This is a genomic window from Pseudarthrobacter sp. NPDC058119, assembly GCF_042884655.1.
Classification (GTDB): domain Bacteria; phylum Actinomycetota; class Actinomycetes; order Actinomycetales; family Micrococcaceae; genus Arthrobacter.
On the sequence record NZ_JBHVTN010000006.1, the window covers coordinates 193,845 to 220,576 of the forward strand.

23 protein-coding genes are annotated in these 26,732 nt (G+C 68.1%); 19 read left to right on the plus strand and 4 right to left on the minus strand.

Features of this window, described 5'->3' with window-relative positions:
• The first annotated feature begins 33 nt into the window (after positions 1-33).
• From ACFVTD_RS14340 to ACFVTD_RS14355, 4 genes are all read left to right on the plus strand, one after another.
• Positions 34-2,313, plus strand: coding sequence for a family 78 glycoside hydrolase catalytic domain (locus ACFVTD_RS14340; RefSeq protein ID WP_387564150.1), 2,280 nt, complete (start codon positions 34-36; stop codon positions 2,311-2,313).
• Between the two features lie 65 nt (positions 2,314-2,378).
• On the plus strand, positions 2,379-3,227 hold the full coding sequence (locus ACFVTD_RS14345) for a class I SAM-dependent methyltransferase (RefSeq protein ID WP_387564153.1): 849 nt from the start codon (positions 2,379-2,381) through the stop codon (positions 3,225-3,227).
• 79 nt (positions 3,228-3,306) lie between these two features.
• Complete coding sequence (locus ACFVTD_RS14350; RefSeq protein ID WP_387564155.1) at positions 3,307-3,771, plus strand: phage tail protein; 465 nt, start codon at positions 3,307-3,309, stop codon at positions 3,769-3,771.
• 79 nt (positions 3,772-3,850) lie between these two features.
• On the plus strand, positions 3,851-5,338 hold the full coding sequence (locus ACFVTD_RS14355; protein WP_387564158.1) for a glycoside hydrolase family 43 protein: 1,488 nt from the start codon (positions 3,851-3,853) through the stop codon (positions 5,336-5,338).
• Between the two features lie 4 nt (positions 5,339-5,342).
• Here ACFVTD_RS14355 and ACFVTD_RS14360 read toward each other — a convergent pair whose 3' ends face one another.
• Positions 5,343-5,726, minus strand: a complete 384-nt coding sequence (locus ACFVTD_RS14360) for a hypothetical protein (RefSeq protein ID WP_387564161.1) — start codon at positions 5,724-5,726, stop codon at positions 5,343-5,345.
• A gap of 101 nt (positions 5,727-5,827) precedes the next feature.
• Between ACFVTD_RS14360 and ACFVTD_RS14365 the strand changes: the two genes are divergently transcribed.
• Both ACFVTD_RS14365 and ACFVTD_RS14370 read left to right on the plus strand, forming a co-directional pair.
• Positions 5,828-6,751 (plus strand): LysR family transcriptional regulator, encoded by a 924-nt coding sequence (locus tag ACFVTD_RS14365; RefSeq protein WP_387564163.1) that lies wholly within the window; start codon positions 5,828-5,830, stop codon positions 6,749-6,751.
• 142 nt (positions 6,752-6,893) lie between these two features.
• A complete protein-coding gene (locus tag ACFVTD_RS14370) occupies positions 6,894-8,045 on the plus strand; it encodes a cation:proton antiporter (RefSeq protein ID WP_387564164.1) in 1,152 nt (383 codons plus the stop codon).
• 6 nt (positions 8,046-8,051) lie between these two features.
• On the opposite strand, the gene ACFVTD_RS14375 is transcribed toward ACFVTD_RS14370, so the two are convergent.
• The gene (locus ACFVTD_RS14375) at positions 8,052-8,882 is read right to left on the minus strand and encodes an IclR family transcriptional regulator (RefSeq protein WP_387564166.1); all 831 of its coding nucleotides are present in this window, start codon (positions 8,880-8,882) and stop codon (positions 8,052-8,054) included.
• A 159-nt stretch (positions 8,883-9,041) separates the two neighbouring features.
• Between ACFVTD_RS14375 and ACFVTD_RS14380 the strand changes: the two genes are divergently transcribed.
• From ACFVTD_RS14380 to ACFVTD_RS14390, 3 genes are read left to right on the plus strand one after another with little or no spacing between them, the layout of a single operon-like run.
• Positions 9,042-11,753, plus strand: coding sequence for a family 78 glycoside hydrolase catalytic domain (locus ACFVTD_RS14380; RefSeq protein ID WP_387564168.1), 2,712 nt, complete (start codon positions 9,042-9,044; stop codon positions 11,751-11,753).
• Complete coding sequence (locus ACFVTD_RS14385; RefSeq protein WP_387564169.1) at positions 11,750-12,739, plus strand: alpha/beta hydrolase fold domain-containing protein; 990 nt, start codon at positions 11,750-11,752, stop codon at positions 12,737-12,739. The genes ACFVTD_RS14380 and ACFVTD_RS14385 overlap by 4 nt, the downstream gene beginning before the upstream one ends.
• Positions 12,736-13,701 carry an alpha/beta hydrolase gene (locus ACFVTD_RS14390; protein WP_387564171.1) on the plus strand — a complete coding sequence of 322 codons (966 nt, stop codon included), beginning with the start codon at positions 12,736-12,738 and terminating at the stop codon, positions 13,699-13,701. The genes ACFVTD_RS14385 and ACFVTD_RS14390 overlap by 4 nt, the downstream gene beginning before the upstream one ends.
• A 28-nt stretch (positions 13,702-13,729) precedes the next feature.
• Here ACFVTD_RS14390 and ACFVTD_RS14395 read toward each other — a convergent pair whose 3' ends face one another.
• Positions 13,730-14,476, minus strand: coding sequence for a FadR/GntR family transcriptional regulator (locus ACFVTD_RS14395; protein WP_387564172.1), 747 nt, complete (start codon positions 14,474-14,476; stop codon positions 13,730-13,732).
• Between the two features lie 139 nt (positions 14,477-14,615).
• Here ACFVTD_RS14395 and ACFVTD_RS14400 point away from each other — a divergent pair, with 139 nt between their 5' ends.
• From ACFVTD_RS14400 to manD, 7 genes are all read left to right on the plus strand, one after another.
• Complete coding sequence (locus ACFVTD_RS14400) at positions 14,616-15,914, plus strand: ABC transporter substrate-binding protein (RefSeq protein WP_387564174.1); 1,299 nt, start codon at positions 14,616-14,618, stop codon at positions 15,912-15,914.
• Positions 15,915-16,013: 99 nt separating this feature from the next.
• Positions 16,014-16,958, plus strand: coding sequence for a carbohydrate ABC transporter permease (locus ACFVTD_RS14405; protein WP_387564176.1), 945 nt, complete (start codon positions 16,014-16,016; stop codon positions 16,956-16,958).
• Complete coding sequence (locus ACFVTD_RS14410) at positions 16,955-17,830, plus strand: carbohydrate ABC transporter permease (RefSeq protein WP_387564178.1); 876 nt, start codon at positions 16,955-16,957, stop codon at positions 17,828-17,830. The genes ACFVTD_RS14405 and ACFVTD_RS14410 overlap by 4 nt, the downstream gene beginning before the upstream one ends.
• Before the next feature lie 10 nt (positions 17,831-17,840).
• The gene (gene dgoD / locus ACFVTD_RS14415; protein ID WP_387564179.1) at positions 17,841-18,989 is read left to right on the plus strand and encodes a galactonate dehydratase; all 1,149 of its coding nucleotides are present in this window, start codon (positions 17,841-17,843) and stop codon (positions 18,987-18,989) included.
• A 5-nt stretch (positions 18,990-18,994) separates the two neighbouring features.
• Positions 18,995-19,672 (plus strand): bifunctional 4-hydroxy-2-oxoglutarate aldolase/2-dehydro-3-deoxy-phosphogluconate aldolase, encoded by a 678-nt coding sequence (locus ACFVTD_RS14420; protein WP_387564181.1) that lies wholly within the window; start codon positions 18,995-18,997, stop codon positions 19,670-19,672.
• Positions 19,669-20,631, plus strand: coding sequence for a sugar kinase (locus ACFVTD_RS14425; protein WP_387564183.1), 963 nt, complete (start codon positions 19,669-19,671; stop codon positions 20,629-20,631). The genes ACFVTD_RS14420 and ACFVTD_RS14425 overlap by 4 nt, the downstream gene beginning before the upstream one ends.
• Before the next feature lie 52 nt (positions 20,632-20,683).
• A complete protein-coding gene (gene manD, locus ACFVTD_RS14430; protein ID WP_387564185.1) occupies positions 20,684-21,913 on the plus strand; it encodes a D-mannonate dehydratase ManD in 1,230 nt (409 codons plus the stop codon).
• Positions 21,914-21,957: 44 nt separating this feature from the next.
• Here the strand turns inward: manD and ACFVTD_RS14435 are convergent, their stop codons facing one another.
• Positions 21,958-22,893, minus strand: coding sequence for a PaaX family transcriptional regulator C-terminal domain-containing protein (locus ACFVTD_RS14435; RefSeq protein WP_387564187.1), 936 nt, complete (start codon positions 22,891-22,893; stop codon positions 21,958-21,960).
• Positions 22,894-23,064: 171 nt separating this feature from the next.
• Between ACFVTD_RS14435 and ACFVTD_RS14440 the strand changes: the two genes are divergently transcribed.
• From ACFVTD_RS14440 to ACFVTD_RS14450, 3 genes are read left to right on the plus strand one after another with little or no spacing between them, the layout of a single operon-like run.
• The gene (locus tag ACFVTD_RS14440; protein WP_387564189.1) at positions 23,065-24,435 is read left to right on the plus strand and encodes an MFS transporter; all 1,371 of its coding nucleotides are present in this window, start codon (positions 23,065-23,067) and stop codon (positions 24,433-24,435) included.
• Between the two features lie 29 nt (positions 24,436-24,464).
• Positions 24,465-26,210 (plus strand): CocE/NonD family hydrolase, encoded by a 1,746-nt coding sequence (locus tag ACFVTD_RS14445; RefSeq protein ID WP_387564191.1) that lies wholly within the window; start codon positions 24,465-24,467, stop codon positions 26,208-26,210.
• Positions 26,207-26,674: a DUF3237 domain-containing protein gene (locus ACFVTD_RS14450; protein ID WP_387564193.1), complete on the plus strand. Its 468-nt coding sequence runs from the start codon at positions 26,207-26,209 to the stop codon at positions 26,672-26,674. Before ACFVTD_RS14445 ends, ACFVTD_RS14450 begins: the two co-directional genes overlap by 4 nt.
• The last annotated feature ends 58 nt before the right edge of the window (positions 26,675-26,732 follow it).

Below are 26,732 nucleotides of genomic sequence, written 5' to 3' on the forward strand. Positions count from 1 at the left end.
ACCACCTCTTTTACAGAACGGAACACTCCTTCCATGACTTCCACGCCCTGGCGCGCCGCCATGATCACGGCCGACAACGACTTCGACGGCGCCCCGCTGCTCCGCAAGGAGTTCACCCTGGACGGGGGCCACGGCGGGGTGGTGAAGGCGGTACTCCGCGCGACGGCCTTTGGGGTCTATGAAGCCTTCATCAACGGCAGTCCGGTGGGACCGGACGTGCTGAGCCCCGGCTGGAGCGCCTACGAGTGGCGGCTCCGCTACCGCAGCTACGATGTCACGTCCCTGGTCATGCCCACGAGCGTGATCGGAGTGGAACTGGGCAACGGCTGGTACCGCGGCCGCCTCGCCTGGCACGGAATGTCCAACCTCTACGGCAGCGAGCTGGGGTTCTTCGGGCAGCTGGATATCGAATTCGAGGACGGCCACGTGCAGACCATCGGCTCCGATACCTCCTGGCAGGCCGGACCGTCCGCCACCACGTCCAACGACCTTTACGACGGCCAGACCATCGACGCCCGCCGCCTCCAGGCAGGCTGGGCGGGGCCCGGCTTTGCTCCCGGCACGGGCTGGACCGGCGTACGGGAGCTGGCGTTCGACGCCGACCGGCTGGCCGAGCCTGTGGGGCCGCCCGTGGTGCGGGCCGCCGTCGTCCGTCCCCTCAGCGTGTTCTCCTCGCCAAGCGGCAGGACCCTGGTGGACTTCGGCCAGAACCTTGTGGGCTGGCTGCGGTTCAGCGTGCAGGGCGAAGCGGGCCACGCCATTACCATCAGGCATGCCGAAGTGCTCGAGGACGGCGAACTCGGCGTCCGGCCGCTGCGCACAGCGAAGGCCGCTGACACGTTTATCCTCTCGGGCGGCACCGACTCCTTTGAACCCACCAAGACCTTCCACGGCTTCCGCTACGCCGAGGTCACCGGCTGGCCGGGAACCCTCACGGCGGATGACGTTGAGGCCGTGGTGGTCCATTCCGACCTGGAGCGCACCGGCACCTTCGAGTGCTCCAACGAGCTCGTCAACCAGCTGCACCGCAACATCGGCTGGGGCCTGCGCGGCAACTTCCTGGACCTGCCCACCGACTGTCCGCAGCGCGACGAACGGCTCGGCTGGACCGGCGACATCGCCGTGTTCGCCCCCACCGCGGCCTACCTCTACAACGTCAAAGACTTCCTGCAGGACTGGCTGCTGGACCTCGCCGCCGAGCAGAAAGCGCAGGACGGGCTGGTCCCCATCACAGTGCCTGACGTCCTGAAATACTGCCCCCAGCCGGCCGAATTCCCTTCCCCGGAGTCCTCCGCCCTGTGGAGCGAGGCGTCCGTGTGGGTGCCGTGGGCGCTCTGGGAGGCGTACGGGGACCTCGGCGTGTTGGAGGCACAGTATGACTCGATGACGGCGCACACCCGCCGTGTGGAGGGCCTGCTCTCACCTGCCGGGCTGTGGGACTCTGGCTTCCAGTTCGGCGACTGGCTGGACCCCGACGCCGCGCCGGACCAGCCATGGGCGGCAAAGGCGGACACCGCCGTCGTGGCCACCGCCTGCATGTACCGGACCGCCCGCCTCACCGCGCAGGCCGCCGGGCTCCTGGGAAAGGCCGACGACGAAGCCCACTTCAACGCGCTCGCTGACCGGGTGCGGAACGCCTTCGCCGAGCACTACGTTGCGCCCGGCGGCACCATCCGCAGCGACTGCACCACCGTCTACGCCCTGGCCATCGCCTTCGACGTGCTCCAGACCGCGGAGCTGCGGGAGTTTGCGGGCAGCCGGCTGGCGGAACTGGTCCGGGACAACGGCTACCGGGTGTCCACCGGATTCGCCGGGACACCGTTCATCACGCACGCCCTGACGGACACCGGCCACGTGGACGAGGCCTACCGGCTGCTGCTGGAGGAGGGCTGCCCGTCCTGGCTCTACCCCGTGACCATGGGCGCCACCACCGTCTGGGAACGCTGGGATTCCATGCTCCCGGACGGCACCATCAACCCCGGCGAGATGACCAGCTTCAACCACTACGCCCTGGGCGCGGTGGCGGACTGGATGCACAAGGCCATCGGCGGCATCCGCCCGCTGGAACCCGGCTACGCCCGCGTGCTCATCCAGCCGCAGCCGGGGGCTGGCATCAGCTGGGCCAGGACGTCCCTAAAGACCCCGCACGGCGAGGTCCGCGTCGCGTGGACGCTCGACGGCGGTGAGTTCCGGCTTGAGGCGGCCGTCCCTGGCGGGGTGGCGGCCGACGTCGTGCTTCCGGACGGCGCGCAGCACACGGTGGGTGGCGGGGAGTACGGCTTCGAAGCCCAGGTTGGCGCGCTGGTGCGGTAGCCGGAAGTGACCGGGCCGGGAACCGCTGCGGCCCGTTTCTCCCTGCCGCGAGGTAGGCTCTCGGGATGGGGAGCCTCGGCGGGATTGAGTGGGAGACGGCGTGCACCGCCAACAGGGACAACTGGGAAGATCGGGTCCCGCTGCACGAGCGGGCCTATGGGGTCGAGGCGTTGGACGAGCCCAGGTACCTGACGCCCGTGGTGCGGACTGACCTCGCCGCACTGGCGCCGTTCCTCCCGGGCAGCACCGTGTCAGGCCTGGAGGTCTGCCACCTGCAGTGCCACATCGGCACCGACACGGTTTCCCTGGCCCGGGCCGGGGCCAGGGTCACGGGACTCGACTTTTCGCCTTCCGCCCTTGCCTCCGCTGCAGGCCTGGCGCGGCGCCTGGGCCTTGCCGTGGAGTGGGTGGAGGCTGATGTCCTGCAGGCAAGGGCGGCCGTCTCCGGCGAATTCGACGTGGTGTACACCAGCATCGGAACCATTACCTGGCTTCCGGACCTGGCACAGTGGGCCTCACAGGTGGCGGCGCTCCTCAGGCCAGGCGGGACGTTCTTCATCCGCGACGGCCATCCTGCGCTTTACGCGGTGGACGAGGACGCCGAAGGGCTGCAGCTCCGCTACCCGTACTTCAACAGGGGCCAGGCCCAGGTGTGGGACGAGGAGTCCACCTACATCGGGGACGGGAAGGTAGCCCATACCCGGACGTACCAATGGGCGCACCCGCTGTCTGACATCATCAATTCCCTCATCGGGGCCGGGCTGCAGATCCTCCGCCTCGACGAGGGCACCACGCTCCCGTGGAGGTTTTCGTCCCGCATGGTGGAAGTGCCGGATGGCTTCGCGTGGCCTGAAACCGAACGTGACCTCGTCCCGTGCACCTATACGGTCATCGCGCGGAAGCCGCCGGCGTAACGATCTGATGCAACAGGGGCGCTGATCTGCAACGATGTGCCACAGGACAGACAGGACAGGACCCAACCCAGGAGGACTCATGCCGTACACCGTGGATTTCAAGAACGTCTCCACAACCGGTCTGGAATCGTCGCCGGTAGCGGAGGCGCTGGCCGGGCTGCGCGCCAACGAGGCGCGCTACTACAAGAACGAATACGACCACGACTTCACCGTCACGCCGGCCGAAGACGACCCGGAGACGCTGCAGTACATCACCAACATCCTGGCCACGGAACGGCACCTGGTGATCGCGTCCAAGCCCCTGGAGGTGTCCTCCTTCGAGGTGGACGGGCTGCGGATGGCGTACGTCTTCTACGAGTCCGGGCTGTCCATCAACGTCATGTACGCCCTCGAAGAAGGGGGCAAACGTGCCGTTGGGTTCAAGCTGTCCGACGGCATGGAGGTCCCTGAGGAACTGGCCTCCAGCTTCAAGTTCGCCCGTCAGAAGTCCAAGCTTGCGGGCACCATCCGCGGCTCCTACTTCGTGATCAAGGGCCAGTACTAGGGCGCCAGCGCCGAAGAACGCCTTCCAACGATTGAAACCGGGTCCTGCCCAGGGCGCCGCTGGGCGGCACGATGGCGGGATGAACTCCAACCCCATCCTTTCGGGCTTCAACCCCGACCCGAGCATCGCCAGAACCCCGGACGGCTACTACCTGGCCACATCGTCCTTCGAATACCTGCCGGGCCTGCCGGTCTACCACAGCCCGGACCTGGAGCGCTGGGAGCTGGTGGGCCACGTGGCCACGCGGGAGCAACAGGTAGGGATTGCCAACGTCCCCACGCCGGGAGGCGTGTGGGCGCCGACCCTCCGCTACCGGAACGGCGTGTTCTACCTGATCGTCTCGGTGTTCCTTGGCGGCCGGGGCTGCGTGGTGTTCACGGCCACCAACCCCGCCGGGCCATGGAGTGACGGCACCGTAATCGGTGCGGTGGACGGCATCGACCCCGACCTCGCCTGGGATGCGGACGGGACCGCGTACGTGACCTTTGCCCGCCACCCTGACGCGATCCAGCAGGTGCGGGTGGACCTCGGAACCGGGGAAGCCCTCGAACAGCCGCGGGCACTGTGGTCCGGCAGCGGATTGTATTCACCTGAGGGGCCGCACCTCTACCGGCGCGGTGACTGGTGGTACCTGCTGGCGGCGGAGGGCGGAACAGACCGCGGCCATGCCGTGACGGTGGCGCGCTCGCGGCGCCCGGACGGCCCGTTCGAATCCGCGCCGCACAACCCCATCCTTACCGCTGCCGGAACCGGTTCGGACGTGCAGAACACCGGGCACGCAGACCTCGTAGACCTGCCCGACGGCGGAACGGCCATGGTCCTGCTGGGTGTCCGCCCGCTGGGGCTGGCGAAGTCCTTCTCACCCTTGGGCCGGGAGACGTTCCTGACCGAGGTCGTCTGGGAGGACGGCTGGCCGCACGCGAGGCTTCCCCGGGTGGCAGGTGCCCGGCCGGAGGAACGTGAGTACGACTTCAGCAACGGAGCCGGGCTGGAGGACCCGCAATGGATCGGTGTCCGGCGAATACCCGCTGAGTTCTCCGCCCCCACCTCCAAGGGGCTCCTGCTCCGGGGCGAAGGCAGCACCATGGGCGCGCCCCGGCCCTGTTTCCTGGCCCAACGCCAGCGCCACACCGGAATGGAATTCAGGGCCGTAGTGGATGTCGCCGCCGGCGCGGGTGGCGTCGCCGTGCGGAACGCCGAGGACAACTGGTTCGGCATCGAAGCCCGCCAGGACGAAGGATGTGCCAGGATCACGGCGCGCGCCGTCGTCGCGGGCCTTGACCGCACCTGGGAAACAACCGTTCCGTCCGGAGACGTTGAACTCGCCATCGTTTCCAGCCCACCGCCGTCGGATTTCAGCGCCGGTGCCGTGGGCGGCGACAGGATCCGCCTCCTGGTCCGGTCCGTGGGGCCCGGCTGCAACCCGGACGCTGAACTGCTCACCGAACTCGATGGCAGGCACTGGGCTTTCGAGACCGCCAAGGCCTTCACCGGCCGGGCCTTCGGCGTCTTCGCCGTGGACGGCGAGGTCCTGGTCCGCCGGCTGTCCTACCGCGGCAGGGACTGACCCGCTACGCGGCCACGGCGCCGGGCTGCGCGGCGTGGCCGGCCGGCGTCGTGCATGCTGCCCGCGCCGGATCCACGACGGCGAGCTGGCCGGTAGTGTCCGGGACGCCTGGAAGGTGGATGGCGGCGGCCTCGGCACTGGCCTCGGTTCCCCGGGCGCCGCGCATACGGAGGAGCGAAACGGCGGAAATGAGGAGCCAGGCGGCGTTCGTGGCCACTGAGGGCCAGGCCTCGTGGAAGGCGCCGTTGAGGATGAAGGCAGCGGCGCCGAGGAGATTTGCCCCCTGGAACGCCCGGCCGGCCTTCACCCACCCCATGGATACCGACAGGAACGCAGTCAGAATCATGGCGGCGCCGGCCCAACCGGAAATTTCCAAAACGAGTTCCATTGGTGTCCTTTCGTAAATCGTTACCTAATGGCAATTCTGGGGGCCTTCAGACATGTAGTTCAATTGCATTCTTCTGCAGCCCTGGTTTAGAACTACTTAACATGGAAATGGATCCGCGCCGGCTGCTCGTTCTTCTTGCTGTTGCCCGGACGGGCGGCGTGCTCGCGGCCGCCGATGAACTGCGCCTGACGCCCTCCGCGGTGTCGCAGCAGATCACCAAGCTGGAGCGGGAAACCGGGCATGCGCTGATGGTCCGCACGCCGAAGGGGTCCGTGCTGACTCCCGCAGGCCTCGCCATGGCAGAAGCCGGCGAAGAGATTGAACGCGCCCTCAGCGTCGCCCGGACCCGGATGGAGAGCGGGGCCAACATTTCAGGGGTGGTGCGGCTGGGCGGCTTCACCAGCTTTATCCGCACCGTGGTGATTCCCCGGCTGCCTGAGTGGCGGACCCAGTATCCGCAGCTCCAGATCCGCATCGTGGAGGATGATTTTCCCGCGCTGATGCGGCTGCTCCGGCAACGCCAGCTCGACGCCGTGGTGGTGGAACACGACTCAACCACCGCCGGCCAGCACTCGCTCGGGGCAGGAATGACGGAGGAACCACTGCTGGATGAACCGTGGAGGTTGGCGGTGCCCACCGGAGCACTGCTGAGCACTGAGAGCGTGGACCTCGGCCGGCTGCCGCTTCCCTGGCTCGGAGTCGATTCGGCAGCCGCCAACTCCGCGGTGCTGGGGCGGCTGCGCCATTCGACGGGCGCCAGGATGGAGACGGCCCACCAGTACCAGGAGACCCTGACGGCGCTCGCCCTGGTCGCTGCCGGCGAAGGGGTTGCCATCCTGCCCACCCTGGCCCTGGCCGGGGTGGCGCATGAAGGGGTGGACATCCTGGACGTTCCCGGGCTGGGGACACGGCGGATCGTCCTGCGGCGGTTCGACGGGCGCCGGCGTTCCAGCACCCCCGTGGACACCGTGGCACGTCTCCTGCGCGAATCGGCGGCGGCGTTCGACACGCGGTCGGCGTCCTGACCGGCGCTGATACCCAGCCTGCTGTGCCGTTGACCGCCCGCAGGGGCATGGGTACTGTGGGCGCACAATCCGTCCGAGGCGCCGGCAGGCTGCCGACGGCTGCGGCGGCCGGTGGTCCGGGCGCACCGGCAAAAGGAGGCAGGTGTCGTTCTTCCAGCTTTCGCTGATTGCCGCTGTCGCGCTCCTCGGGCCCCTGCTGGCGTTTCCCCGGACCTGGCACCTTCCCATGGTGCTGGGGCAATTGCTCGCAGGCATCGCCATCGGCCGCACCGGACTGGGCCTGGTGGATTCCTCGGACCCCACGTTCACGTTCGTTGCCGACGTCGGATTCGCCCTCATCATGTTCGTCGCCGGGACGCACGTGCCGGTGCGGGACAAGGCCCTCCGTCCCGCCCTGGGCGGCGGCGCCCTGCGGGCCGCCGTCGCAGCGGTCCTCGCGGCCGGCGCCGGTATCCTCATTGCCTTCGCCTTCGGCACCGCACACGCCCCGCTCTATATCGTGCTGCTCGCCTCTTCCTCGGCGGCCCTTGTCCTGCCCATCGTCGACTCCCTGCAGCTGACGGGGCCAAAGGTCCTCACCACGACAGCGCAGGTGGCGGTGGCGGATATCGCCTGCATCGTCGCGCTCCCGCTCGCCGTGGACCCGCCCAACGCGCCGAGGGCAGCAACGGGGGCCGCCGTCGTCGCAGCCTGCTCCGTGGTGCTCTTCTTCGTGCTGCGCTGGCTGGAGCGCAGCGGCACCCGCGGGCGGGTGCACGACGTGTCCGAGGAACGGAAGTTCGCCCTGGAACTGCGGATCCAGCTTGCCCTGCTCTTCGCACTATCCGGGCTTGCCGTCGCAGGCCACGTATCCGTCATGCTTGCCGGCTTCTCCTTTGGGCTGGTGGTGGCCGCGGTGGGTGAACCCCGGCGCCTGGCGCACCAGCTCTTCGCGGTCAGCGACGGCTTCCTGGGGCCGGTGTTCTTCGTGTGGCTGGGCGCATCGCTGGACCTGCGCGCGCTCGCCGGCACGCCGGGGATGGTGCTCCTGGGGATCTGCCTCGGAGCGGGCACCCTGCTGGTCCACGGCAGCCTGCGCCTGCTGGGCCAGCCGCTGCCGCTCGCGGTGCTGTCCGCATCCCAGCTGGGCGTGCCCGTCGCCGCTGCCACCATCGGCTCCCAGCTGGACCTGCTGGAACCGGGGGAAGCCTCGGCGTTGATCCTGGGCGCCCTCATCACCATCGGGGCAAGTGCCGCGGCCGGTTCCCGGGCTGCCCGCACCTTCGCCCGGAACGCCCCGGCGCCGGCCACCTAGCCCGGCCTACGCGCGGGAGTGGGTCCACACCCCTGAGCTTGCCTGGGCCTGGAAGCCCATGTTGCGGGACACCGCGCGGGCGGCGGCACGGACCGCAGGCGCAAGGACGTTCGGCGGCGTCGCGCCGTCCGGAACCACAATCGACAACGAGGCCACCACGGCGCCCTGCGCATCGAAGATGGGCGAGGCCACGGACACCGTACGGGACGGGACGGTCCGGCGGATCATGGCGATGCCGGTCCGCCGCACATCGGACAAGGTCCGGCGCAGCTGCCCCTCCGGCATCTCGGGCACGCCGGGCTCGTTCTCCGGCGGCCGCTTCAGGATGGTCTCCTGGAACTGCTGGTCTGCTCCGGCGAGCAGCACCAAGCCGATGGCCGTTGACCGCAGCGGTGCCCGGCCGCCCACCCGGTAGGCGACCTCGGTGGCGTCCTTCCCGGACAGCCGCTCGATCAGCACCGCTTCCTCGTTGTCCCGGACCGCCAGCAGCACGTGGTGCCGGGTGACCTCGAACAGGTCCTCAAGGTAGGGAAGCGCTATTTCCCGCACGCCGTGCCCGCGCGGAGACAGGGAGGCCACTTCCCACAGCCGGACCCCCACCACGTACCGGCCGTCGTCGAGCCTTTCCAGGGCGCCCCACGCCACCAGCCGGGCTATCAGCCGGAGCGCAGTGGGCGCCGGCATGTCCGCATGGCGGGCCAGCTCGGACAGGGTCAGCGCGCGGCGCCGGTCCGAAAAGACGGCGAGCAGGCTCAGCGCCCGGTCGATGACGGGTTCGCCCTGTTTGGGCCGCTTTCCGCGGGCAGGCGGGATGTCCGTTTCCGGAGTGGCAGTCATGGCAGTGGTTCCTAGCGCCGTTGGCAGTTCCTGTGGCCCACGGGAAAGGCAGTGAGCTGAACCACAATACTATTCCAACCATTGAAAGAGCTGTGTGGAGGATCAGGTGCCGGGCAGGAAGCTGGAACTCCCAGCAACCGCACCCAGGAGTCCCGCCGCATGACCGCCCCCACCCGGCTTCGGGCCGAACACCTGCCTGACGCCATGGGCTTGACCGTCACCGAACCCCGGCTCAGCTGGACGCCGCCCGCCGGAAGCACCGCCCAGACGGCGTACCGGATCACCGCCAGCAACGGCTGGGACACCGGCCGGCAGGAATCAGCCGCGTGCGCCGCCCCGTACACCGGCCCCGTACTGGACTCCCGCAGCCGCTTCGAATGGCGCGTCCGCACCTGGAACACCGATGAAACCGGCAACGAAACAGCAACCGGCTGGTCCCAGCCCATGGCGGTTGAACTGGGGCTTCTGCACGCCACGGACTGGACGGCGCAGTGGATCGGTGCCGCCGAGCCGGAGGTCCCGGCGGCGGGGGAGCGCCCCGGGTACGCCTTCACCAAAACCTTCACCCTGGACGCCGCCCCGCACAAGGCCCGCGCCTACGCCACCGCCCACGGCATCTACGAACTCTTCATCAACGGCCGCCGCGTGGGCGACCAGCAGCTCACCCCCGGCTCCACCAGCTACAACACCACGCTCCACGTCCAGACCCACGACGTCACCGACCTTCTCCGCGGGGGCAGCAACACCGTCCGTGCCGTCCTCACCGACGGCTGGTACCGCGGCACCTTCGGGTACACGCGCGACGCCGGCATGTACGGCACCCGGACAGCTTTCCTTGCCCAGCTCGAGGTGGAGTCCGGGACCGACAGGCAGAGAATCGGCACCGACGCCTCGTGGCTGGTGTCCGCCACAGAGATCACCAGTGCCGACCTGATGGCGGGCCAGCGGATCGACTTCCGGGCGCACGACGCCGGGAGCCCACCTCCTGGAGGCAGCGCGCCCCGGGCGCTTCCCGCCGTCGTCCGTCCCGGCAGCTTCACGCAGCTGGCCGGCCCGCTGGCCCCTCCCACCCGCGTGACCCGGGAACTGGTACCGGTATCCATCACCCGCCTGCCCAACGGCCACCAGGTGGTGGACTTCGGACAGAACATCCACGGCTGGGTCCGCCTGACCAGGCTCGGGGCCCCGGGGGAAACCGTCACGCTGGAGTACGGCGAGGCCCTTGGCCCGGACGGCGACGTCACCCGGGACCACCTGCGGCCGCATGATTTCCGCGCGCCGGGGGCCTTCCTTGATGCCGGCCAGGTGGACGCGGTCACTGCCTCCGGCGCTGCGGATGAAGTCTTTGAGCCCCGGCACACCACCCACGGCTTCCAGTTCGTGTCCGTCCAGGGCCTCGCCGGGGATCTCCAGGCCGCGGACATCCACGCCTGCCTGGTCAGTACGGACCTGGAACGCATCGGCACCTTCAACTGCAGCGACGAGCGGCTGAACAAGCTCCATGACATCGTCGAGTGGAGCTTCCTGGGGAACTCCTGCGAGGTCCCCACCGACTGCCCGCAGCGCGAGAAAGCCGGCTGGACCGGTGACTGGCAACTGTTCGTCCCCACCGCCGCATACCTGTACGACGTCACCGGCTTTACCCGCAAATGGCTCCGCGACGTCCGCGCCGACCAATGGGAGAACGGGGTCATCGCCAACATCTCGCCGTCTCCCGGGCCGGAGGCCACCTCGGCCGAATTCATGGCGTTCACCAACGGTTCGGCCGGCTGGGGCGACGCGATCGTGATGGCGCCCTGGGAGGCCTATCTGGCCACCGGCGATGCCGCCATCCTCGCCGAAAACTGGGAGGCGATGCAGCGGTGGCTGGGCTTTGTCCGCACCACGGCGGAAACCCGGCGGCATGCAGCCCGCGCAGCGCAGGCGCCGGTCCCGGCCGCCCACGAAAAGTACCTGTGGGACACGGGCTTCCACTTCGGCGAATGGATGGAGCCGGACGGCCCGGAACCGGACCTGTTTGCCGCCCGCACCGCGGACCACGGCATCGTGGCCACCGCCTATTACCGGCACACCACGGACCTGATGGCACGCATCGCCTCGGTCCTGGGGCTCGCCGGGGAGGCCGCCGCACTCGCGGAACTCTCGGCGGCCATCCGGGAGGCCTGGGAAACGGAATATCTCGATGCCGCCGGGCATGTCACCCACGCCAGCCAGGCCAACTGCGTCCGCGCCCTCGCCTTCCACCTGGTCGGCCCGGAGCACCGCGCCACCGTCACCTCGCAGCTGGCGGAACTGATCCGTGACGCCGGTACCCACGTCGGCACCGGTTTCCTGGCCACCCCGTACCTGCTGCCGGTCCTGGCTGACAACGGACAGCTTGGCCTCGCCTACGAGCTGCTCATGCAGGACTCGGAGCCGTCCTGGCTGGCCATGGTGGACCGCGGGGCCACCACGGTCTGGGAACTCTGGAACGGCGTCGACGCGGACGGCATCCCGCACCAGTCGCTCAACCACTACAGCAAGGGCGCCGTGGTGTCCTTCCTGCACCGGTACACGGCCGGGCTCCGCCAGGCGCCCGGGAGCGCCGGCTGGGACCGCGTGGTCATCGAACCCCGCCCCGGCGCCGGGCTCACGTCCGCGTCCACCTCCCACCATGGGCCGCACGGCCTGATCGACGTGCAGTGGGCGGTGACGGAGGGAAACGCGGACGACGGCGGGCTGACGCTCACCGCCAGGATCCCCGCCGGCACCACCGCCGAGGTGCTGCTGCCCGGCCAGCCGGCCGCCGTCGTTGGGCCCGGACACCATACTTTCCTGGCCGCACCCGGCGGGGACAGCACGCAACCCGAGCTGATGAGGAGCACACTATGACAGTGGACCGCGCCAACGACGTACTCGACCCTTCCCGCGATGTTTCCCGCCCGGGTGGCCGGACCGTTCCGCCCTTCCCGGTCTACGATGCGCCCCGCGCACCGGAGCAGGCCGGCGAGGATTCCCTGGTGTACCGCGAAGTGACGTACGCCCGCGCCCTCGGCTTCCGGCCGCTGAAGCTGGACATCTGGCTGCCCCGCAACACCGCCGGACCCACGCCCCTGGTGCTGTGGGTGCACGGCGGCGCGTTCCAGCTGGGCGACCGGCGGGAACTGCCGCCCACGTTTGCGCCGGACTCCGTGTTCCGGCTGCTCAACCAGGCCGGCATCGCCTGCGCCACGGCCGACTACCGGCACTCACTGGAAGCCCCCTTCCCGGCGCAGCTGCACGACCTCAAGGCCGCTGTCCGTTACCTCCGCGAGTTCGCAGCAGCCCTCAATATCGATCCGGAACGGTTCGGGGCCTGGGGCGAATCCGCCGGCGGCCACCTGGTGGCACTCCTGGGACTGACCGGTAACCGCCTGGACCTTGAGGGTGGCCTCGGTGCGCAGGGGCACTCCAGCAGCGTCAGCGCCGTCGTCGACTTTTACGGTGTCTCCTCCCTGGCGGACATCCCGCCCATGCAGCGGCCGGACGGCCTGTTTCCGGACGCGTTGACCGCGGCCGTGCCGCCGGGCATGTCCCTGCAGCCGGAATACATGCTGGTGGGCGGTTCGGATGATCGTGACCTGCTGGCGGCCGCGAGCCCCGTCAGTTACGCGACTCCCGGCGCCGCGCCGTTCCTGCTGGTCCACGGCGACAGCGACGGGCTGGTTCCGCATGCGCAGACCGAACTCCTGGCCGCAGCGTTCGCGGATGCCGGCGTCGAGCATGACGTGGTCACCATCCGGGGCGGCGACCATTGCTTCTTTGGCGCGGAGGACCAGATGGCCAGCATCCTGGCCACCGCCGTCGACTACTTCTCACGAAAGCTGGGCACACCATGACCCGCACCAAACGTGCAGGCTCCGCCCCGGCCGCCGGCACGGAGCACAGCGGCCAGGCGCCTGACGCCGGGTTTGCGGAATACCTGGCCAGGCCGGAAGGCCCGCAGTTCCTCAACCCGGACGCCGTGCGCTCGCCTGGACCCGAGGTGCCCATCCGCACGGTGGCGGCGGACGGCCGGCACGGGCCGGTGGGCATCCGGATCTATGGCGAACCTGCCGCTGCGGGCAGCCCGGGCCTGGTGTGGCTGCACGGCGGCGGGTTTGTCAGCGGCAGCGTGGACATCCCCGAGTCGGATTACCTGGCACGGGTTTTCGCCGGCCAGGGGACGCCGGTGTTGTCCGTGGACTACCGCCTGGCCCGCAATGGCGTGGCCTTTCCCGTTCCGCATGATGACGCCCTGGCCGGGTGGTTCTGGGCGCGGAAGAACGCCGGATCCCTGGGCCTGGATCCGGACCTGCTCTGCCTGGGCGGGGCCGGTGCGGGCGGCAACCTCGCAGTCGGGGCCGCGCTGTACCTGGTGGACGCCGGCAAGCCGCTGCCCGCGAAACTCCTGCTGGCCTATCCGTTCCTGGACGCCGAACTTCCAGCACCTGCCGGGGGACTCGACGATGAGGTCATGGCCGGGCTGCCGCGGCACCTGCGGTTCACGTTGGAGGACTGCATCCGGACGGCGGAGAACTATGTGGGCGGCCCGGTCAGCATGGCATCGTCCTACGCGATGCCCGGCTACGCGGATCCTGCCGGGCTTCCGCCCACCGCTTTGCTTGCCTGTGAGTACGACGACGCCCGCGGCTCAACCGAGCAGTTTGCCTCGGCATTGGAGCGGGCTGGGGTTCCGGTGTCCTACTTCCTGGCCGAGGGTGCGGTGCACGGCCACCTCAACCACACGGCCGGGCTGCCGGAAGGGGAGGCCGCCCTGGACTTCCTGGCGGCCCAACTGGCGGCGGTGCGGCGGGCCTAGGTTCGGAGGGCCCGGCCGCGGGAGCGGGTCAGGGCTGCCCGGAACTTTCGTCCTGGTGGCTGCTGGACCAGATATCGCCCATTTCCTCGGTGGACTGCTCCACGATCCTGCTCATGGCCGCGAGCGCGCCACCCGGGTCCCGGTGCTGGATGGCACTTGCCACATCCACATGCAGCTGCAGTGCCTCGTGGTCCGGCAGATGCGGCATCAGGCCGTGCTGCGTCCGCCCGGCCAGCACTTCCGCCACCAGGTTGTGCAGCTGCGAAAACATCAGGTTGCCGGAGGCATTAAGGACTGCGGCGTGGAACTCAATGTCCAGGCGCAGGAATTCGTCCTGGTCCCCGCGCTGCCCCGCCGCCCACAGGCGGGCGGCCATGGAGACAAGGTCGCTGGCTTCATCCAGTGACGCACGTTCAGCGGCCAGCCGGGCGGCCTGAGGTTCAATGGCGCCGCGCAATTCGTTCAGCGCCCGCAGCTGCTCCAGCCGCTTGGCCGACGCCAGCCGCCACCGGATCACCTGCGGGTCGTAGAGGTTCCAGCTCGCCTCCGGCTGGACCACCGTGCCCAGGCGGCGGCGGGACTCCAGCATTCCCATGGAAGAGAGGACGCGGGTGGCCTCCCGGATCACGGAACGGGACACCTTGTGCTGCGTTTCCAGTTCGTCCAGCCGCAGGATGGAATTCGGTGCCAGTGTGCCCTCGGCAATGGCAAGCCCCAGGTTGTCGACCAGCGACGAATGCAGGTCCGGGGACAACGCCGCCTTTGGGATGGTCATGAATAAATCATATGGTGCTACCGCCTGCTCTTGTATATGTCTGTCTTATTTGTCTATGCTCGCTGAACAGAGCAGACGTAACGAAGCGTTTGTAACCGGCCCGCGGAGCTGCGGGCCCTAAAAGGCAAAGGGAGTCGTAATGAAGCGGCGTTCAATTGTGAAGTACGCGGCCGTGGCCGCGGCGATGTCGCTGGGGCTGACAGCCTGCGGCGGCGGCGGAGGCGGCAGCGACCAGGCCAAGCAGTCCGGAACGGTGCGGGTCACGTTGGCCAACCATGTGTGGACCGATGGCATCAAGGCCGCCATCCCGGAGTTTGAGAAGTCCACCGGCCTGAAGGTCGAGTTGACCCAGTTGGGCGAAGACCAGCTCTCGGACCAGTACAACGTCAAGCTCAATGCAGGCAGCGATGAGATCGACGTGATGATGTACCGCCCGCTGCAGGAGGGAAAGGCCTTCGCCAAGAACGGCTACCTGGCGGACCTGACCAAGAATGTCTCTTCCGACTCCAACTGGGACTGGAAGGACTACCAGGAAGGCCCGGTCAAGGCCACCACCGTTGACGGCAAGGTGGTTGGCGTTCCGATCATCACCGAACGCGAGGTGCTGTACTACCGCAAGGACCTGCTGCAGGCCGCGGGGCTCCAGGTCCCCAAGACCATGGATGAGCTGGAAGCGGCCGCCAAAGCCATCAAGGCTTCCTCCCCGGGCACCGCCGGCTTCGTGGCGCGCACCGGCAAGTCCGCTGCAGTCACCCAGTTCTCCAGCTTCCTGTACAGCTTCGGCGGTGACTTCGTCGACTCCAGCGGCAAGGCCTCCGTCAACACCGATGCCGCCAAGAAGGCCTACGCCTTCTACGGCGGCCTGATCAAGAACTACGGCCCCGCCAACGTCAGCACGGACATGAGCTGGCCTGAGGCGATGGCCATCTTCACCCAGGGCGGCGCCGCGTTCTACACCGAGGCCGATTCGCTCTATAAGAACGCCACCGATCCCGCGAAGTCCAAGGTTGCGGACAAGGTGGGCTTCGCCGCGCTGCCCGCAGGCCCCGCCGGCTCCAAGCCCTACAACATCCCGTCCTGGGCCCTCGGCGTGAACCAGAACTCCAGCAACCAGGAGAACGCCTGGAAGTTCATCCAGTGGGCCACCAGCAAGGAACGGACGCTCGAAGCCCAGAAAGCCGGCGTCCCCGGCCCCCGCGCATCGGTCTGGTCCAACCCCGACGGAACCTCCACCTACCCCAAGGACCTGGCTGACGCGATCTCCGCGAGCGCCAAGAACGGCGTGGGCCATGACCGGCCCGAGGTCGTCACGGTAGGCAAGGCCCGCGAAATCGTGGGAGCCCCGATCGTTGCCACCATCACCGGCGCGGACTCCGCCGCCGCGGCGAACGACGCCCAGACCGCATTCCAGACCTTCCTGGACAGCGAAAAGAAGTAGGACGCCAGGCGCCACACCAGCCCGCCGGGTCGGCCCAATGCCGTCCCGGCGCGGCCCCACTTCACCCCCCCAAAACTCCTTAGGTGAACCATGTCTGTAATGAACCCACCCCGCAGCGCCCGCACCCGCCGGGCCGGCGGCCCCGCCCGTGCCGGGGGGAGCTTTTCCGCCTGGGCCAACCGGCACCGCAAGTGGCTGTTCGCGGCGCCCGCCATGATCTTCGTCGGCGTCCTGATCATCTTCCCCCTGGCCTGGACCCTCTACCTCAGCCTCACCGACTCCCAGGGCTCCGTCCGGGCCGCCACGGAATTCATCGGGCTGAAGAACTACCTCACGGTCCTCAGTGACACCGAGCGTTTCTGGCCTGCCGTGGGACGCACCCTCGCCTTCACCGGGGTCGCCCTGGCCTTCGAGGTGGTGCTCGGAATGTGCGTGGCCCTGCTCCTGTGGCGGCCCTTCCGCGGGGAGAAGTGGGTCCGTGTGGCCATCCTGCTGCCGCTGGTGGCCACCCCCGTGGCCGTCGGCATGATGTGGCGGTTGATCTTCGATCCCAACATCGGCTTCGTCAACCAGCTCCTGGGCATGGTGGGCATCCCGCCCCAGCCATGGCTGTCCGGCCAGGACACCGCCCTTGGAACCACCATCTTCATGGACGTCTGGCAGTGGACCCCCATGGTGGTCCTGATCCTGCTGGCCGGCCTGACCTCGCTGTCCGACGAACCGGACGAGGCCGCCCGCGTGGACGGCGCCAACGCCTTCCAGCGCTTCTTCTACATCACCCTGCCGCTCATGATGCCCACCGTGATCGTGGCCATCCTGCTGCGCGGCATCGACGCCCTGAAGACCTTCGACATCCTCTACGCCACCAAGGGCAAGGGCGGCGGCTCGTTCCACGAAGTGGAGACGCTGAACGTCTACGCCTACGGACTGAGCTTCGACTACAACCAGTACGGGCTCTCCTCGGCGGTGCTGATCCTGTTCTTCATGATCATCATCGGTTCCATGTGGCTGCTCACCATGCGCAAGAAAGCGGCAAGCAAATGACCGTCATGACAGACTCGCCAGCCACGGACACCGGCACACCCCGGCGCCGCCGCAAGCCGCTGGGCACCCGCGCCTACAAGGTCTTCCGGGTGGTGGCCCTGATCGTTGTGGTGCTGTTCCTCCTCGCGCCGCTGTTCTGGATGCTCCTCGCCTCGCTGAAGACCAACGTGGACATCTACGACACCGCCAAGGCCTTCATCTTCTCGCCGACCTTCGAGAACTACGCCAACGTGCTGCAGCGCAACAACTACTTCGTGTTCATCGTCAACAGCTTCTGGGTGGCCTTTGTCTCCACCGCGCTCTCGATCGTCCTGGGCGTCCCCGCTGCCTACGCCATGAGCCGGTTCAGCATGCACCGTTCCGCGCTGGTGGTCCTGATGGCCCGCGTCATCCCGGGCGTTTCCCTCCTGGTGCCCTGGTACTACGTCTTCTCCAACCTGCGCATGGTGGGCAAGTTCGAGGTGCTGATCCTCAGCCACATGTTCGTTGCGCTGCCGCTGATCGTCTACATCATGATGAGCTACTTCGATTCGCTGCCCCTGGAGCTGGAGGAATCAGCCGAGGTGGACGGGCTTACTCCCATTGGCGCGTTCCGGCTGATCACGCTTCCGCTGGCGGTGTCCGGCATCGCCACCGCCGGCATCCTGTCGTTCATCTTCTCGTGGAACAACTTCATGTTCGCGCTGGTGCTCTCCGGCGCCAAGACGAAGACCCTGCCGGTGGCGATCTTCGACTTCGTCTCCTACGCCAGCATCGACTGGGGCGGGCTGATGGCCGCGGCGACAGTTGTCACCATTCCCATCATGATCATTGCGCTCTTCACGCAGAAGTACATCGTCTCCGGCCTGACCGCCGGCGCCACCAAGGGTTAGGAACCACCGCGTGACCGTCATCAGCCGGATCGAAACATTCCTCGTTCCACCCCGCTGGCTCTTTGTCCGGATCGAGACGGACAGTGGCATCGTGGGGTGGGGCGAGGCCACCTGCGAGGGCCGCAGCGAAACGGTACGTGCCGCCGTCGGGCAACTCTCGGAGCTGCTCATCGGCAGCGATCCGCTCCGGATCGAGGACCACTGGCAGGTCATGACCAAGGGCTCCTTCTACCGCGGCGGCCCCATCCTGGCCAGCGCCGTCTCCGGCCTGGACCAGGCGCTGTGGGATATTGCGGGCAAGCACTTCAACACCCCCGTGCACCAGCTCCTGGGCGGCCACGTCCGCGACCGGATCCGCATGTACGGCTGGGTGGGCGGCGACGAGCCCAACGAGGTGGCCGACCAGATCAGCGCCCAGCTGGAGGTGGGCCTCACCGCCGTCAAGATGAACGCCAGCGGCAGGATGAGCCCGGTGGCCTCGGTGGCCGAAGTCGACGGCGTCATCCGCCGCGTCGCCGCCGCCCGCCAGGTGCTGGGCGACCACCGGGACGTCGCCGTCGACTTCCACGGCCGCTTCAGCCTGGCCAACGCCAAACGGGTGGCGCCGCTGCTGGAGCCGTTCCGGCCCTTCTTCCTCGAGGAGCCGGTGGTCCCGGAAAACACCCACCTGCTGCGCGAATTCACCTCCTCCACTACCACCCCGGTGTCCACGGGGGAGCGGCTCTACAGCCGGCAGGAATTCCTGCCCGCACTGCAGGCGGGCATCGCGGTGGCGCAGCCGGACCTGTCGCACGCGGGCGGGATTACCGAGGTCCGCAAGATCGCCGCGTTGGCCGAGGTGTACGAAGTCCAGCTGGCGCCGCACTGCCCGCTGGGCCCCCTGGCGCTCGCGGCCTGCCTGCAGGTGGGCTTCGCCACGCCCAACTTCCTCATCCAGGAACAGAGCATCGGGATCCACTACAACAAGGGCGCCGAAGTCCTTGACTATGTGGTGGACAAGACCCCGTTCAAGTTCGTGAACGGGCACATCGAGAGGCTCACAGGGCCCGGACTCGGCGTCGAAATCGACGAGGCCGTGGTGCGGGCAGCGGACAAGCGCGGCCACGCCTGGCGAGGCCCGGTGTGGCGCCACCCCGACGGATCCTTCGCAGAATGGTGAACCCCATGACACCCCACAATGAAGCTGTTACCCCCGCCAATCTCCTGGCCGGCATCCGCCAGGCGCGCCTCGTCGGCATTGTTCGCGGGAACGACGGCGGTGCTGCCGCCAAGGCCGCGCTGGCGGCGATGGAGGAGGGTTTCCAGTACGTGGAGATCGCCCTCACCACGCCCAACGCGCTGGAGGCCATCCGGGAAGTCCGCGCTGCTGCCCCGGCCGGCTGCCTGGTGGGCGCCGGCACCGTCCTCAGCGAGGCCGACGTCGAACGTGTCACCGCAGCCGGTGGCCAGTTCATCGTTACTCCCTCCCTGGCCCCCTCGATCAGTGAGGCAGCTGCCGCCGGAATTCCGGTCCTGGCCGGGGCCCTGACCCCCAGCGAGGCCTACGAGGCAATGGAACGCGGCGCCACCGCCATCAAACTGTTCCCGGCGTCCATCGGCGGCCCAGGCTACCTGAAGGCCGTCCGCGATCCCTTCCCGGACATCCCCTTCATCGCCGTGGGCGGTGTGGGGCTGGGCGAAGCCACCGGTTACTGGGAAGCGGGCGCCATCGCCGTCGGACTGGGCGGACCCCTGTTCGGCAAGGCCGCTTCGGGCGGCGACCTGACCGAAATGCGGGACCGTGCCCGCAGCTTTCTCGGCCTCGCCGCCGACTTCGCAGCACGTAGCGGGACCCAGTCGTGAGCGTGGACCTGCTGACCTTCGGCGAGTCCATGGTCTCGCTGCGGTCCACCGGCCCGCTGGCCTCCGGCGGGTCCCTGAACATGCAGGTGGCCGGGGCAGAATCGAACGTCGCCATCGGTGTTGCCCGCCTTGGCCACACGGCCGCCTGGGCCGGCGCCGTGGGAGCGGACCCGCACGGCGAGTTCATCCTTCAGCAGCTCCGGGGCGAGGGCGTCCAGCTGCACCACAGCGTCCACCCGGAGCGGAGCACGGGCGTGATGTTCCTGGAGCAGCGCACCGCAGACCTCAGCCGGGCCTTCTACTACCGCGCAGGGTCCGCGGGCGCCACCATCTCCCGTGCGCAGGTGTCCGCCGCGCTGGATGGCGGCACCCGAATCCTGCACCTGACCGGCATCACCGCGGCGCTCAGCCCGGAAGCCCGGGACGCCGTGGAATACGCCGCGGAACGGGCGGCCGGTGATGGTGCAGTGGTCAGCCTCGACGTGAACTACCGGAGCAAGCTCTGGTCCAGGGACCAGGCGACGGCGGTGCTCGGCCCCCTGGCGCGGCACGCCACCATCGTCATCGCGTCCGACGACGAGCTCGACCTGATTGCCCCGGCGCACGGGGGGTCCGGGGCGGCCAGGGACGAAGCTTCCGCCGCCGAGCGGCTGCTGGACGTCGGCGTCAGGGAAGTGGTGGTGAAGCGCGGCGCCGCTGGCGCCGCCGTCTATACGGCCGAAGGAACCCTGGAGGCACCGGCCCTTGCCGTCACCTGTGTGGACACCGTCGGGGCGGGGGATGCGTTCACTGCCGGATACCTCTCGGCACTGCTCGACGGCGCCGATATCGCCGGACGCCTGCACCGGGGCGTCCTGGCAGGCGCCTTCGCCGTCAGCACGCGTGGCGACTGGGAAGGCCTGCCCCGTCGCGGGGAGCTTGCCCTGCTTGATGCCGCCCGGGGCAGCACCGTGCGCTGACTCCAGCCCTTGACATTCCAGACCCTGAAAAATCCCGACCCGAAAGCCAGCCGTGAAAATCATTGCCGCCGATGTGTTTGTTACCAGCCCTTCCCGGAATTTTGTGACTCTCCGGATCACGACCGAGGACGGGGTGACCGGCATTGGTGATGCGACGCTGAACGGCCGTGAACTGGCTGTTGCCGCGTACCTGAAGGAGCACGTGGCGCAGCTGTTGATCGGCAAGGATCCGCACCGGATTGAGGATACGTGGCAGTTCCTGTACCGGTCCTCGTACTGGCGGCGCGGCCCGGTGACGATGGCGGCCATCGCCGCGGTGGACATGGCGTTGTGGGACATCAAGGGCAAGGTGGCCGGGATGCCGGTCTACCAGCTCCTCGGCGGTGCATCCCGGAACGGCCTGCGGGCGTACGGCCACGCGTCGGGTTCGGACATTGAGTCGTTGTTCGACTCCGTGCGGGAGCACCTGGAACTGGGGTACAAGTCGATCCGGATCCAGACCGCGATCCCGGGCATCAAGGCCGTGTACGGGGTGGCTGCCCAGGCGCAGGCCTCGGGGGAGCGGTACGACTACGAACCCGCCGGCCGCGGTGCGTTCCCGCAGGAAGAGGACTGGGACACCCGCGCCTACCTGCGGCACCTGCCCACGGTCTTCGAGGCGGTCCGGAACGAGTTCGGCCCGGAGATCCCGCTGCTGCATGACGGGCACCACCGGATGACGCCGATCCAGGCGGCGAAGCTGGGCAAGGCGCTGGAACCGTATGACCTGTTCTGGCTGGAGGACTGCACCCCGGCGGAGAACCAGGAAGGGTTGCGCCTGGTGCGGCAGCACACCACCACGCCGCTGGCGATCGGGGAGATCTTCAATACGGTGTGGGATTACCAGACGCTGATCAAGGAACAGCTGATCGACTACGTCCGGGCCGCGTCCACGCACTTCGGCGGGATTTCCCCGTTGAAGAAGGTGATGGATTTCGCGGCGCAGTACCAGATCAAGTCCGGCTTCCACGGGCCCACGGACATTTCCCCGGTGGGGTTCGCGGCGCAGCTGCACGTGGGCCTGGCGATCCATAACTACGGGATCCAGGAGTACATGCAGCACTCGGCCAAGACCAACGAGGTCTTCGAGCAGTCCATGACCTTCGTGGACGGCTACCTGCACCCGGGCGACAAGCCCGGCATCGGCGTCGAATTCAACGAAGAAGCCGCCGCAGCCTACCCCTACCAGCAGGCCTACCTGCCCTACAACCGCCTCGTCGACGGCACCGTCCACGACTGGTAGTGCCGGTCGGTCCGCGGCGGGTCAGGGGCTCCGGGCCTGGCGTCCTAAGCCTTGACCCGGAACGCCTGGATTTCGCCGGCGAGATCAGGCGCGAGCCGGACGGCGGTCTCCTCCACATACGCGGCGGCAGCGTCCGCCAGCGAGTTGTACAGTGCGACAAAGATCCGCCGCGCCTCGAACAGCGGAAAGTCACGGGGGAGGAGTTCCGGCGGCAGCCCGGGATCCTCCCAGGGGAACGCCCGCCACGCGTCAATGACCTCGGTCCGCAGCCTGAAGGCCTCTTCGCCGCTGGGCTGTTGCCGGTCCAGGGCCCTGGCCTTCTGGCTGTAGGTGTCGATAAATGGGGCGTACTGCCGCCGCACGTCCGCCAAATCCCATGCCTCAATCAGCGGACGGCCGCGCAACCCTGCCTCGGGCGTGCGGAAGATCGCGTAGTTTTCCACGCCGAGATGCCGGCACGAATCGTCCAGTTCGTCTGCCGTGTCCCAGGCTGATACCCATACGGCGCCATACAAGGGAGCGAAACCAAGCCACTTCAACCGGCTGCGCAGCAGTTCGCGCATTTCCCGCGAGCTCTCGGGAACGGTGAAGGCAACCACGGTCCACATGCCATCCCAGGGGCGGTCCTCGGAGCCGAAGCCGCCGATTTGGCCCACACCTATGTCCAGGCGCGCCTTCGCTTCCGGCGTGAACCGGTAGCGGGATGTGCGCCCGGCATTGGACTGCTCCAGAACGTCGCGCCCGGCCAGGCGGCTCAGCGCGGTTGACGCCGCAGAAGGGCTGAGGCCGAGGGATCCAGCCAGCGACACGATCAGGCGGGATGGCAGCCACGCAGCGGAGCCCCGCCAGTAGTCCGCCAGCATCGTGACCACCAGATGCTGGGACGCCGAGCCCTTCAACGGGCGCGGGAAATTAACCTGTTCGGCGGCAATCCGGGCATGGGCAAGGCCACCGGGGGAAGGGTAGGGCTCTGAGGTCACGGTCCATCTTCTCAGGTGCGGCAATAGCGGCTCATAATATTCTGCAGTCTTGTTGACGCTCGTATGAATATACGCATAATATCTAGTCCAGTGATCCGGCCCACATCCCGCGCCGGCACGCACAGTCCCCAGCAGGCGCCTGCTGAATCATCACTTTCCAGGAGATCCGCAATGACCGCAGGTCCCATCGGCCCGGTGACGCCGTTGTCCCCGAGTGCCACACCAGTTTCCGCACCGGCGCAGGCAGGCGGCGCCAACGCCCGCCGCGCCGCCATGGCCAGCTTCATCGGAAGCACCCTTGAGTACTACGACTTCTTCATCTACGGATCAGCCTCAGCCCTGATTTTCAACAAGATCTTCTTTCCGGGCATCGACCCGTCACTGGGCATGGTGCTTTCCATGGCCACGATCGGTATCGGATATGTTGTGCGGCCCGTCGCCGCAGGCGTGATCGGACACTTTGGTGACCGCGTTGGCAGGCGGCAGATGCTGGTCCTGACGCTCGTCCTGATGGGCATCGCGACGTTCCTGATCGGCTGCCTGCCGCCGGCGTCGGCCATCGGAGCCGCCGCGCCAGTCCTGCTTGTCTTCCTCAGGGCCGTGCAGGGGGCGTCGGCCGCCGGCGAATCCGTTGGCGCAGTGACCATGACCATGGAGCATGCCCCCAACAACAAGCGCGCCTTCTATGCCAGCTGGGTCAATACCGGCGCCGTGGCAGGCATCATGCTCGCGTCCCTCGCCTTCCTGGCCGTGTCACTCCTGCCGCAGGACGACCTGCTCGCGTGGGGATGGCGCCTGCCGTTCCTTGCCAGCATCCTGGTTGTCGCGGTGGGCCTGTACATCCGTCTCCGCCTTCCGGAATCGGAAGTGTTCGAGGCCGCCAAGGAGGAGGACCGCAAGCACGAACTGCCCATCAAGGTGGTCCTGCGCGACCACTGGGCCACCATCCTCAAGGTGATCCTGTTCGGCTTGTGGAGCGTCGTCTCCTCGGTGTTTGCGGCTTTTGGCCTCGCCTACGCCGGCAAGCTCGGGGTTCCCGCGGCCATCATGCTCACGGTCACCATCGTCACCGCGGCCCTAGGCATCATCGTCCAACCGTACGCCGGTATCCTCGCGGACCGGATCGGACGGAAACCGGTGTTCATCACGGGCAACATCATCTGTGCTGCGGCGGCCTTCGCTTTCTTCTGGTCAATCAGCATCGGATCGGTCCCGCTGATCTTTGCCACCGCCATCCTCTTCATGACGGTGGGCTACGGCATGGTCAACCCGCTGGGGCCGTCCATGACAGCGGAAATGTTTGAAACCAGGATCCGGTACACGGGGGCTGCCACTGCCTCCCAGCTGGGGCTCGTCGTCACCGGCTTCGCACCCGCCATTGCCGCGGGAATCGTCCAGCCCGGCCCGGTCGGCTGGCTTCCGGTGGCCATCTTTACCGCCGCATGCTGCCTCATCTCCGCCCTGGTGACAGCCGTGTGGGTCAAGGAAACGTACCGCACCCGCACCGAAGACCTCGGCAGGCAGCCTGCTGCCACGGCCTAGGCACCCCGACGCAAACGAAAGGCACGCACGTGCGCTACCCGGTCGTCGTCGACGGCGATATTGAAGCAACCATGACCGACGGAACCATCCTCCGGTCCACCGTTTACCGGCCGGACGCACCGGGCAGCACCTTCCCGGTGCTGCTCACGCGCACTCCGTATGGGCGGGACCTGGCGGTCAACTCGGCGTACTTCAATCCTGTGACCGTTGCGGCGGCCGGGTACGTGGTGGTGATGCAGGACTGCCGCGGCAGGTTCGGCTCGGACGGCAGGTTTGAGCCTTCGGTCAATGAAGCGTCCGACGGCGCCGCAACAGTGGAGTGGGCCGCGCGCCTTCCGTGGTCCAACGGCAGGGTGGGCATGTGGGGCCGGTCCTACTTTGCGGAAACCCAGTGGCGTGCCGCCCGGTACGCCCCGGCCGGGCTAAAGGCGCTGGCCCCGGGGGTCTCGGCGGGCGGCAACGCCAACAACGGCGCCCTGTACAGGGGTGGCGCCCACGAGCTCGGCAGCCGCCTCGCCTGGGGCCACGCCTCGATTTCGCTCAATGAACTGATGCGTGAGCATGCTGACGATCCCGAGCGGCGCGCGAAGGAGTTCCAGGAATGGCTTGCCCTGGACGCTGGATTTGCCGACGGCTCCTGCTACGGCGTCCTGCCGCTGCGGGACCTGGAACCCAGACTCGGCACCTTCGTGCGCAACGAGGTGGCGCCGTCCGCGGGGGAGGGGCCGGGGAGTGACTTCTGCCGGTTGTGGGATGCCGCTTCCGATGTGGCGGTGCCGCTGCCAACGCTGCACATCGGCGGCTGGTTCGATATCTTCGCGCCCAACACGCTGGACCAGTACCGCCGCCAGGCGGCCCTCAGCAAGACCTTCCCCGGTATGGAAACCCGCCTCATCCTAGGCCCCTGGACACACACCAACCTCACGGGCGCGTACCCGGACATCCACTTCGGCGCGGCCGCGTCCTCCGGCATCGTCGATGGGCTTGGCGACCTCTCGTCCCTCCACACGTCCTGGTTCGACGCGGTCCTCAAGGAGGACGCAGCGGGCATCGCTGCGGTCCCCCCGGTGCTGGTGTATTTCCTGGGCGAGAACCGCTGGCGCGGCTTTGACGAACTGCCGGTTCCCTCCGGGCAGAGGTCGTGGTTCCTTTCCGCCGCCGGGGAGCTGCTTGGCGAGGCCCCGGAGGATGGTGCCATCCACTACGCCTACGACCCCCTGGATCCGGTGCCCACCACGGGAGGGGCCACCATGCTGGCCGGCGCATTTCCGGCTGGTCCGGCGCGGCAGGACGCGGTTGAGGCGCGCGCTGACGTGGCGGTCTTCACCTCCCGCCCGTTCGAGGAACAAACCACTATATTTGGCGCCGTGACCGCCACACTTTTCGCATCATCCAGCGCCGTGGACACTGACTGGGTTGTCCGGCTCTGCAAGGTTTCGGCAGACGGGGTCTCCCTGGGAATCGCCGACGGAATCGTCCGCGCGTCCTGGCGGGACGCCTATGCCGGAACCGGGCTCTTCTCGGAGGGGCGCCTGCCGGCTCCCATCGAGCCTGGCCGGATCTACGAATACACCATCAGCCTCTGGGAGACAGCCCTGACTTTTGCCCCGGGGGAGCGGCTCCGGGTCCAGGTCACCTCCAGCTGCCACCCGCGCTGGGACCGGAACCTTAATACCGGCAAGCTCGCGTACGAATCGGGAGTTGCCGTAACCGCCAACCAGCACATCCACGTCGGCTCCTCCCACCCCAGCCGCCTGACGGTTGGCCTGCTGTGAGCACGCCTGTACCGCCGCGCCTGGAGTTCCTCGCCGAGCTCAGCGTCAACGTGCAGGCGCCCATCGACGCAGGGCCGGCCCCCACCGGCCACCGCAGGATTGTGCCGATCACCGGGGGTACCGTAACCGGGCCCTCGCTCAACGGCACAGTGCTGCCCGGCGGTGCCGACTTCCAGCTCCTGCACAGCCCGGAACTGACCGAGCTCGACGCCCGCTACATGCTCGAAACCGGTGACGGGGCCTTGATCCACGTGCACAACAGTGCCTTGCGGCATGGCTCGGCGGCGGACATCGCCAGGCTCAACCGGGGCGAAGCGGTGGATCCGGCCGCCATCTACTTCCGGTGTTCACTCCGGTTCTCCACGGCGTCCGAGGAATGGTCGTGGCTCAACCACGTGGTTGCCGTCGGTACCGGCGAGCGGTACCCGGTTGCTGTGAGGATCGCCGTCTTCATCGTCCGCTGAGGCAGTGACGGAACCTTGTCGTCGTCGTGCTCCACTCCTGGTCCGCGCCCCACCTGGC

What these genes read in the sequence shown, in the direction of transcription:
- ACFVTD_RS14365 (WP_387564163.1), top strand. Translation starts at nt 5,828, where the DNA reads ATGGAAATGGATCCGCGCCGGCTGCTCGTTCTTCTTGCTGTTGCCCGG.
- ACFVTD_RS14390 (WP_387564171.1), top strand. Translation starts at nt 12,736, where the DNA reads ATGACCCGCACCAAACGTGCAGGCTCCGCCCCGGCCGCCGGCACGGAG.
- ACFVTD_RS14350 (WP_387564155.1), top strand. Translation starts at nt 3,307, where the DNA reads ATGCCGTACACCGTGGATTTCAAGAACGTCTCCACAACCGGTCTGGAA.
- ACFVTD_RS14355 (WP_387564158.1), top strand. Translation starts at nt 3,851, where the DNA reads ATGAACTCCAACCCCATCCTTTCGGGCTTCAACCCCGACCCGAGCATC.
- ACFVTD_RS14395 (WP_387564172.1), bottom strand. Translation starts at nt 14,476, where the DNA reads ATGACCATCCCAAAGGCGGCGTTGTCCCCGGACCTGCATTCGTCGCTG.
- ACFVTD_RS14385 (WP_387564169.1), top strand. Translation starts at nt 11,750, where the DNA reads ATGACAGTGGACCGCGCCAACGACGTACTCGACCCTTCCCGCGATGTT.
- ACFVTD_RS14360 (WP_387564161.1), bottom strand. Translation starts at nt 5,726, where the DNA reads ATGGAACTCGTTTTGGAAATTTCCGGTTGGGCCGGCGCCGCCATGATT.
- ACFVTD_RS14400 (WP_387564174.1), top strand. Translation starts at nt 14,616, where the DNA reads ATGAAGCGGCGTTCAATTGTGAAGTACGCGGCCGTGGCCGCGGCGATG.
- ACFVTD_RS14340 (WP_387564150.1), top strand. Translation starts at nt 34, where the DNA reads ATGACTTCCACGCCCTGGCGCGCCGCCATGATCACGGCCGACAACGAC.
- ACFVTD_RS14410 (WP_387564178.1), top strand. Translation starts at nt 16,955, where the DNA reads ATGACCGTCATGACAGACTCGCCAGCCACGGACACCGGCACACCCCGG.
- ACFVTD_RS14345 (WP_387564153.1), top strand. Translation starts at nt 2,379, where the DNA reads ATGGGGAGCCTCGGCGGGATTGAGTGGGAGACGGCGTGCACCGCCAAC.
- ACFVTD_RS14375 (WP_387564166.1), bottom strand. Translation starts at nt 8,882, where the DNA reads ATGACTGCCACTCCGGAAACGGACATCCCGCCTGCCCGCGGAAAGCGG.
- ACFVTD_RS14380 (WP_387564168.1), top strand. Translation starts at nt 9,042, where the DNA reads ATGACCGCCCCCACCCGGCTTCGGGCCGAACACCTGCCTGACGCCATG.
- ACFVTD_RS14420 (WP_387564181.1), top strand. Translation starts at nt 18,995, where the DNA reads ATGACACCCCACAATGAAGCTGTTACCCCCGCCAATCTCCTGGCCGGC.
- ACFVTD_RS14440 (WP_387564189.1), top strand. Translation starts at nt 23,065, where the DNA reads ATGACCGCAGGTCCCATCGGCCCGGTGACGCCGTTGTCCCCGAGTGCC.
- ACFVTD_RS14405 (WP_387564176.1), top strand. Translation starts at nt 16,014, where the DNA reads ATGAACCCACCCCGCAGCGCCCGCACCCGCCGGGCCGGCGGCCCCGCC.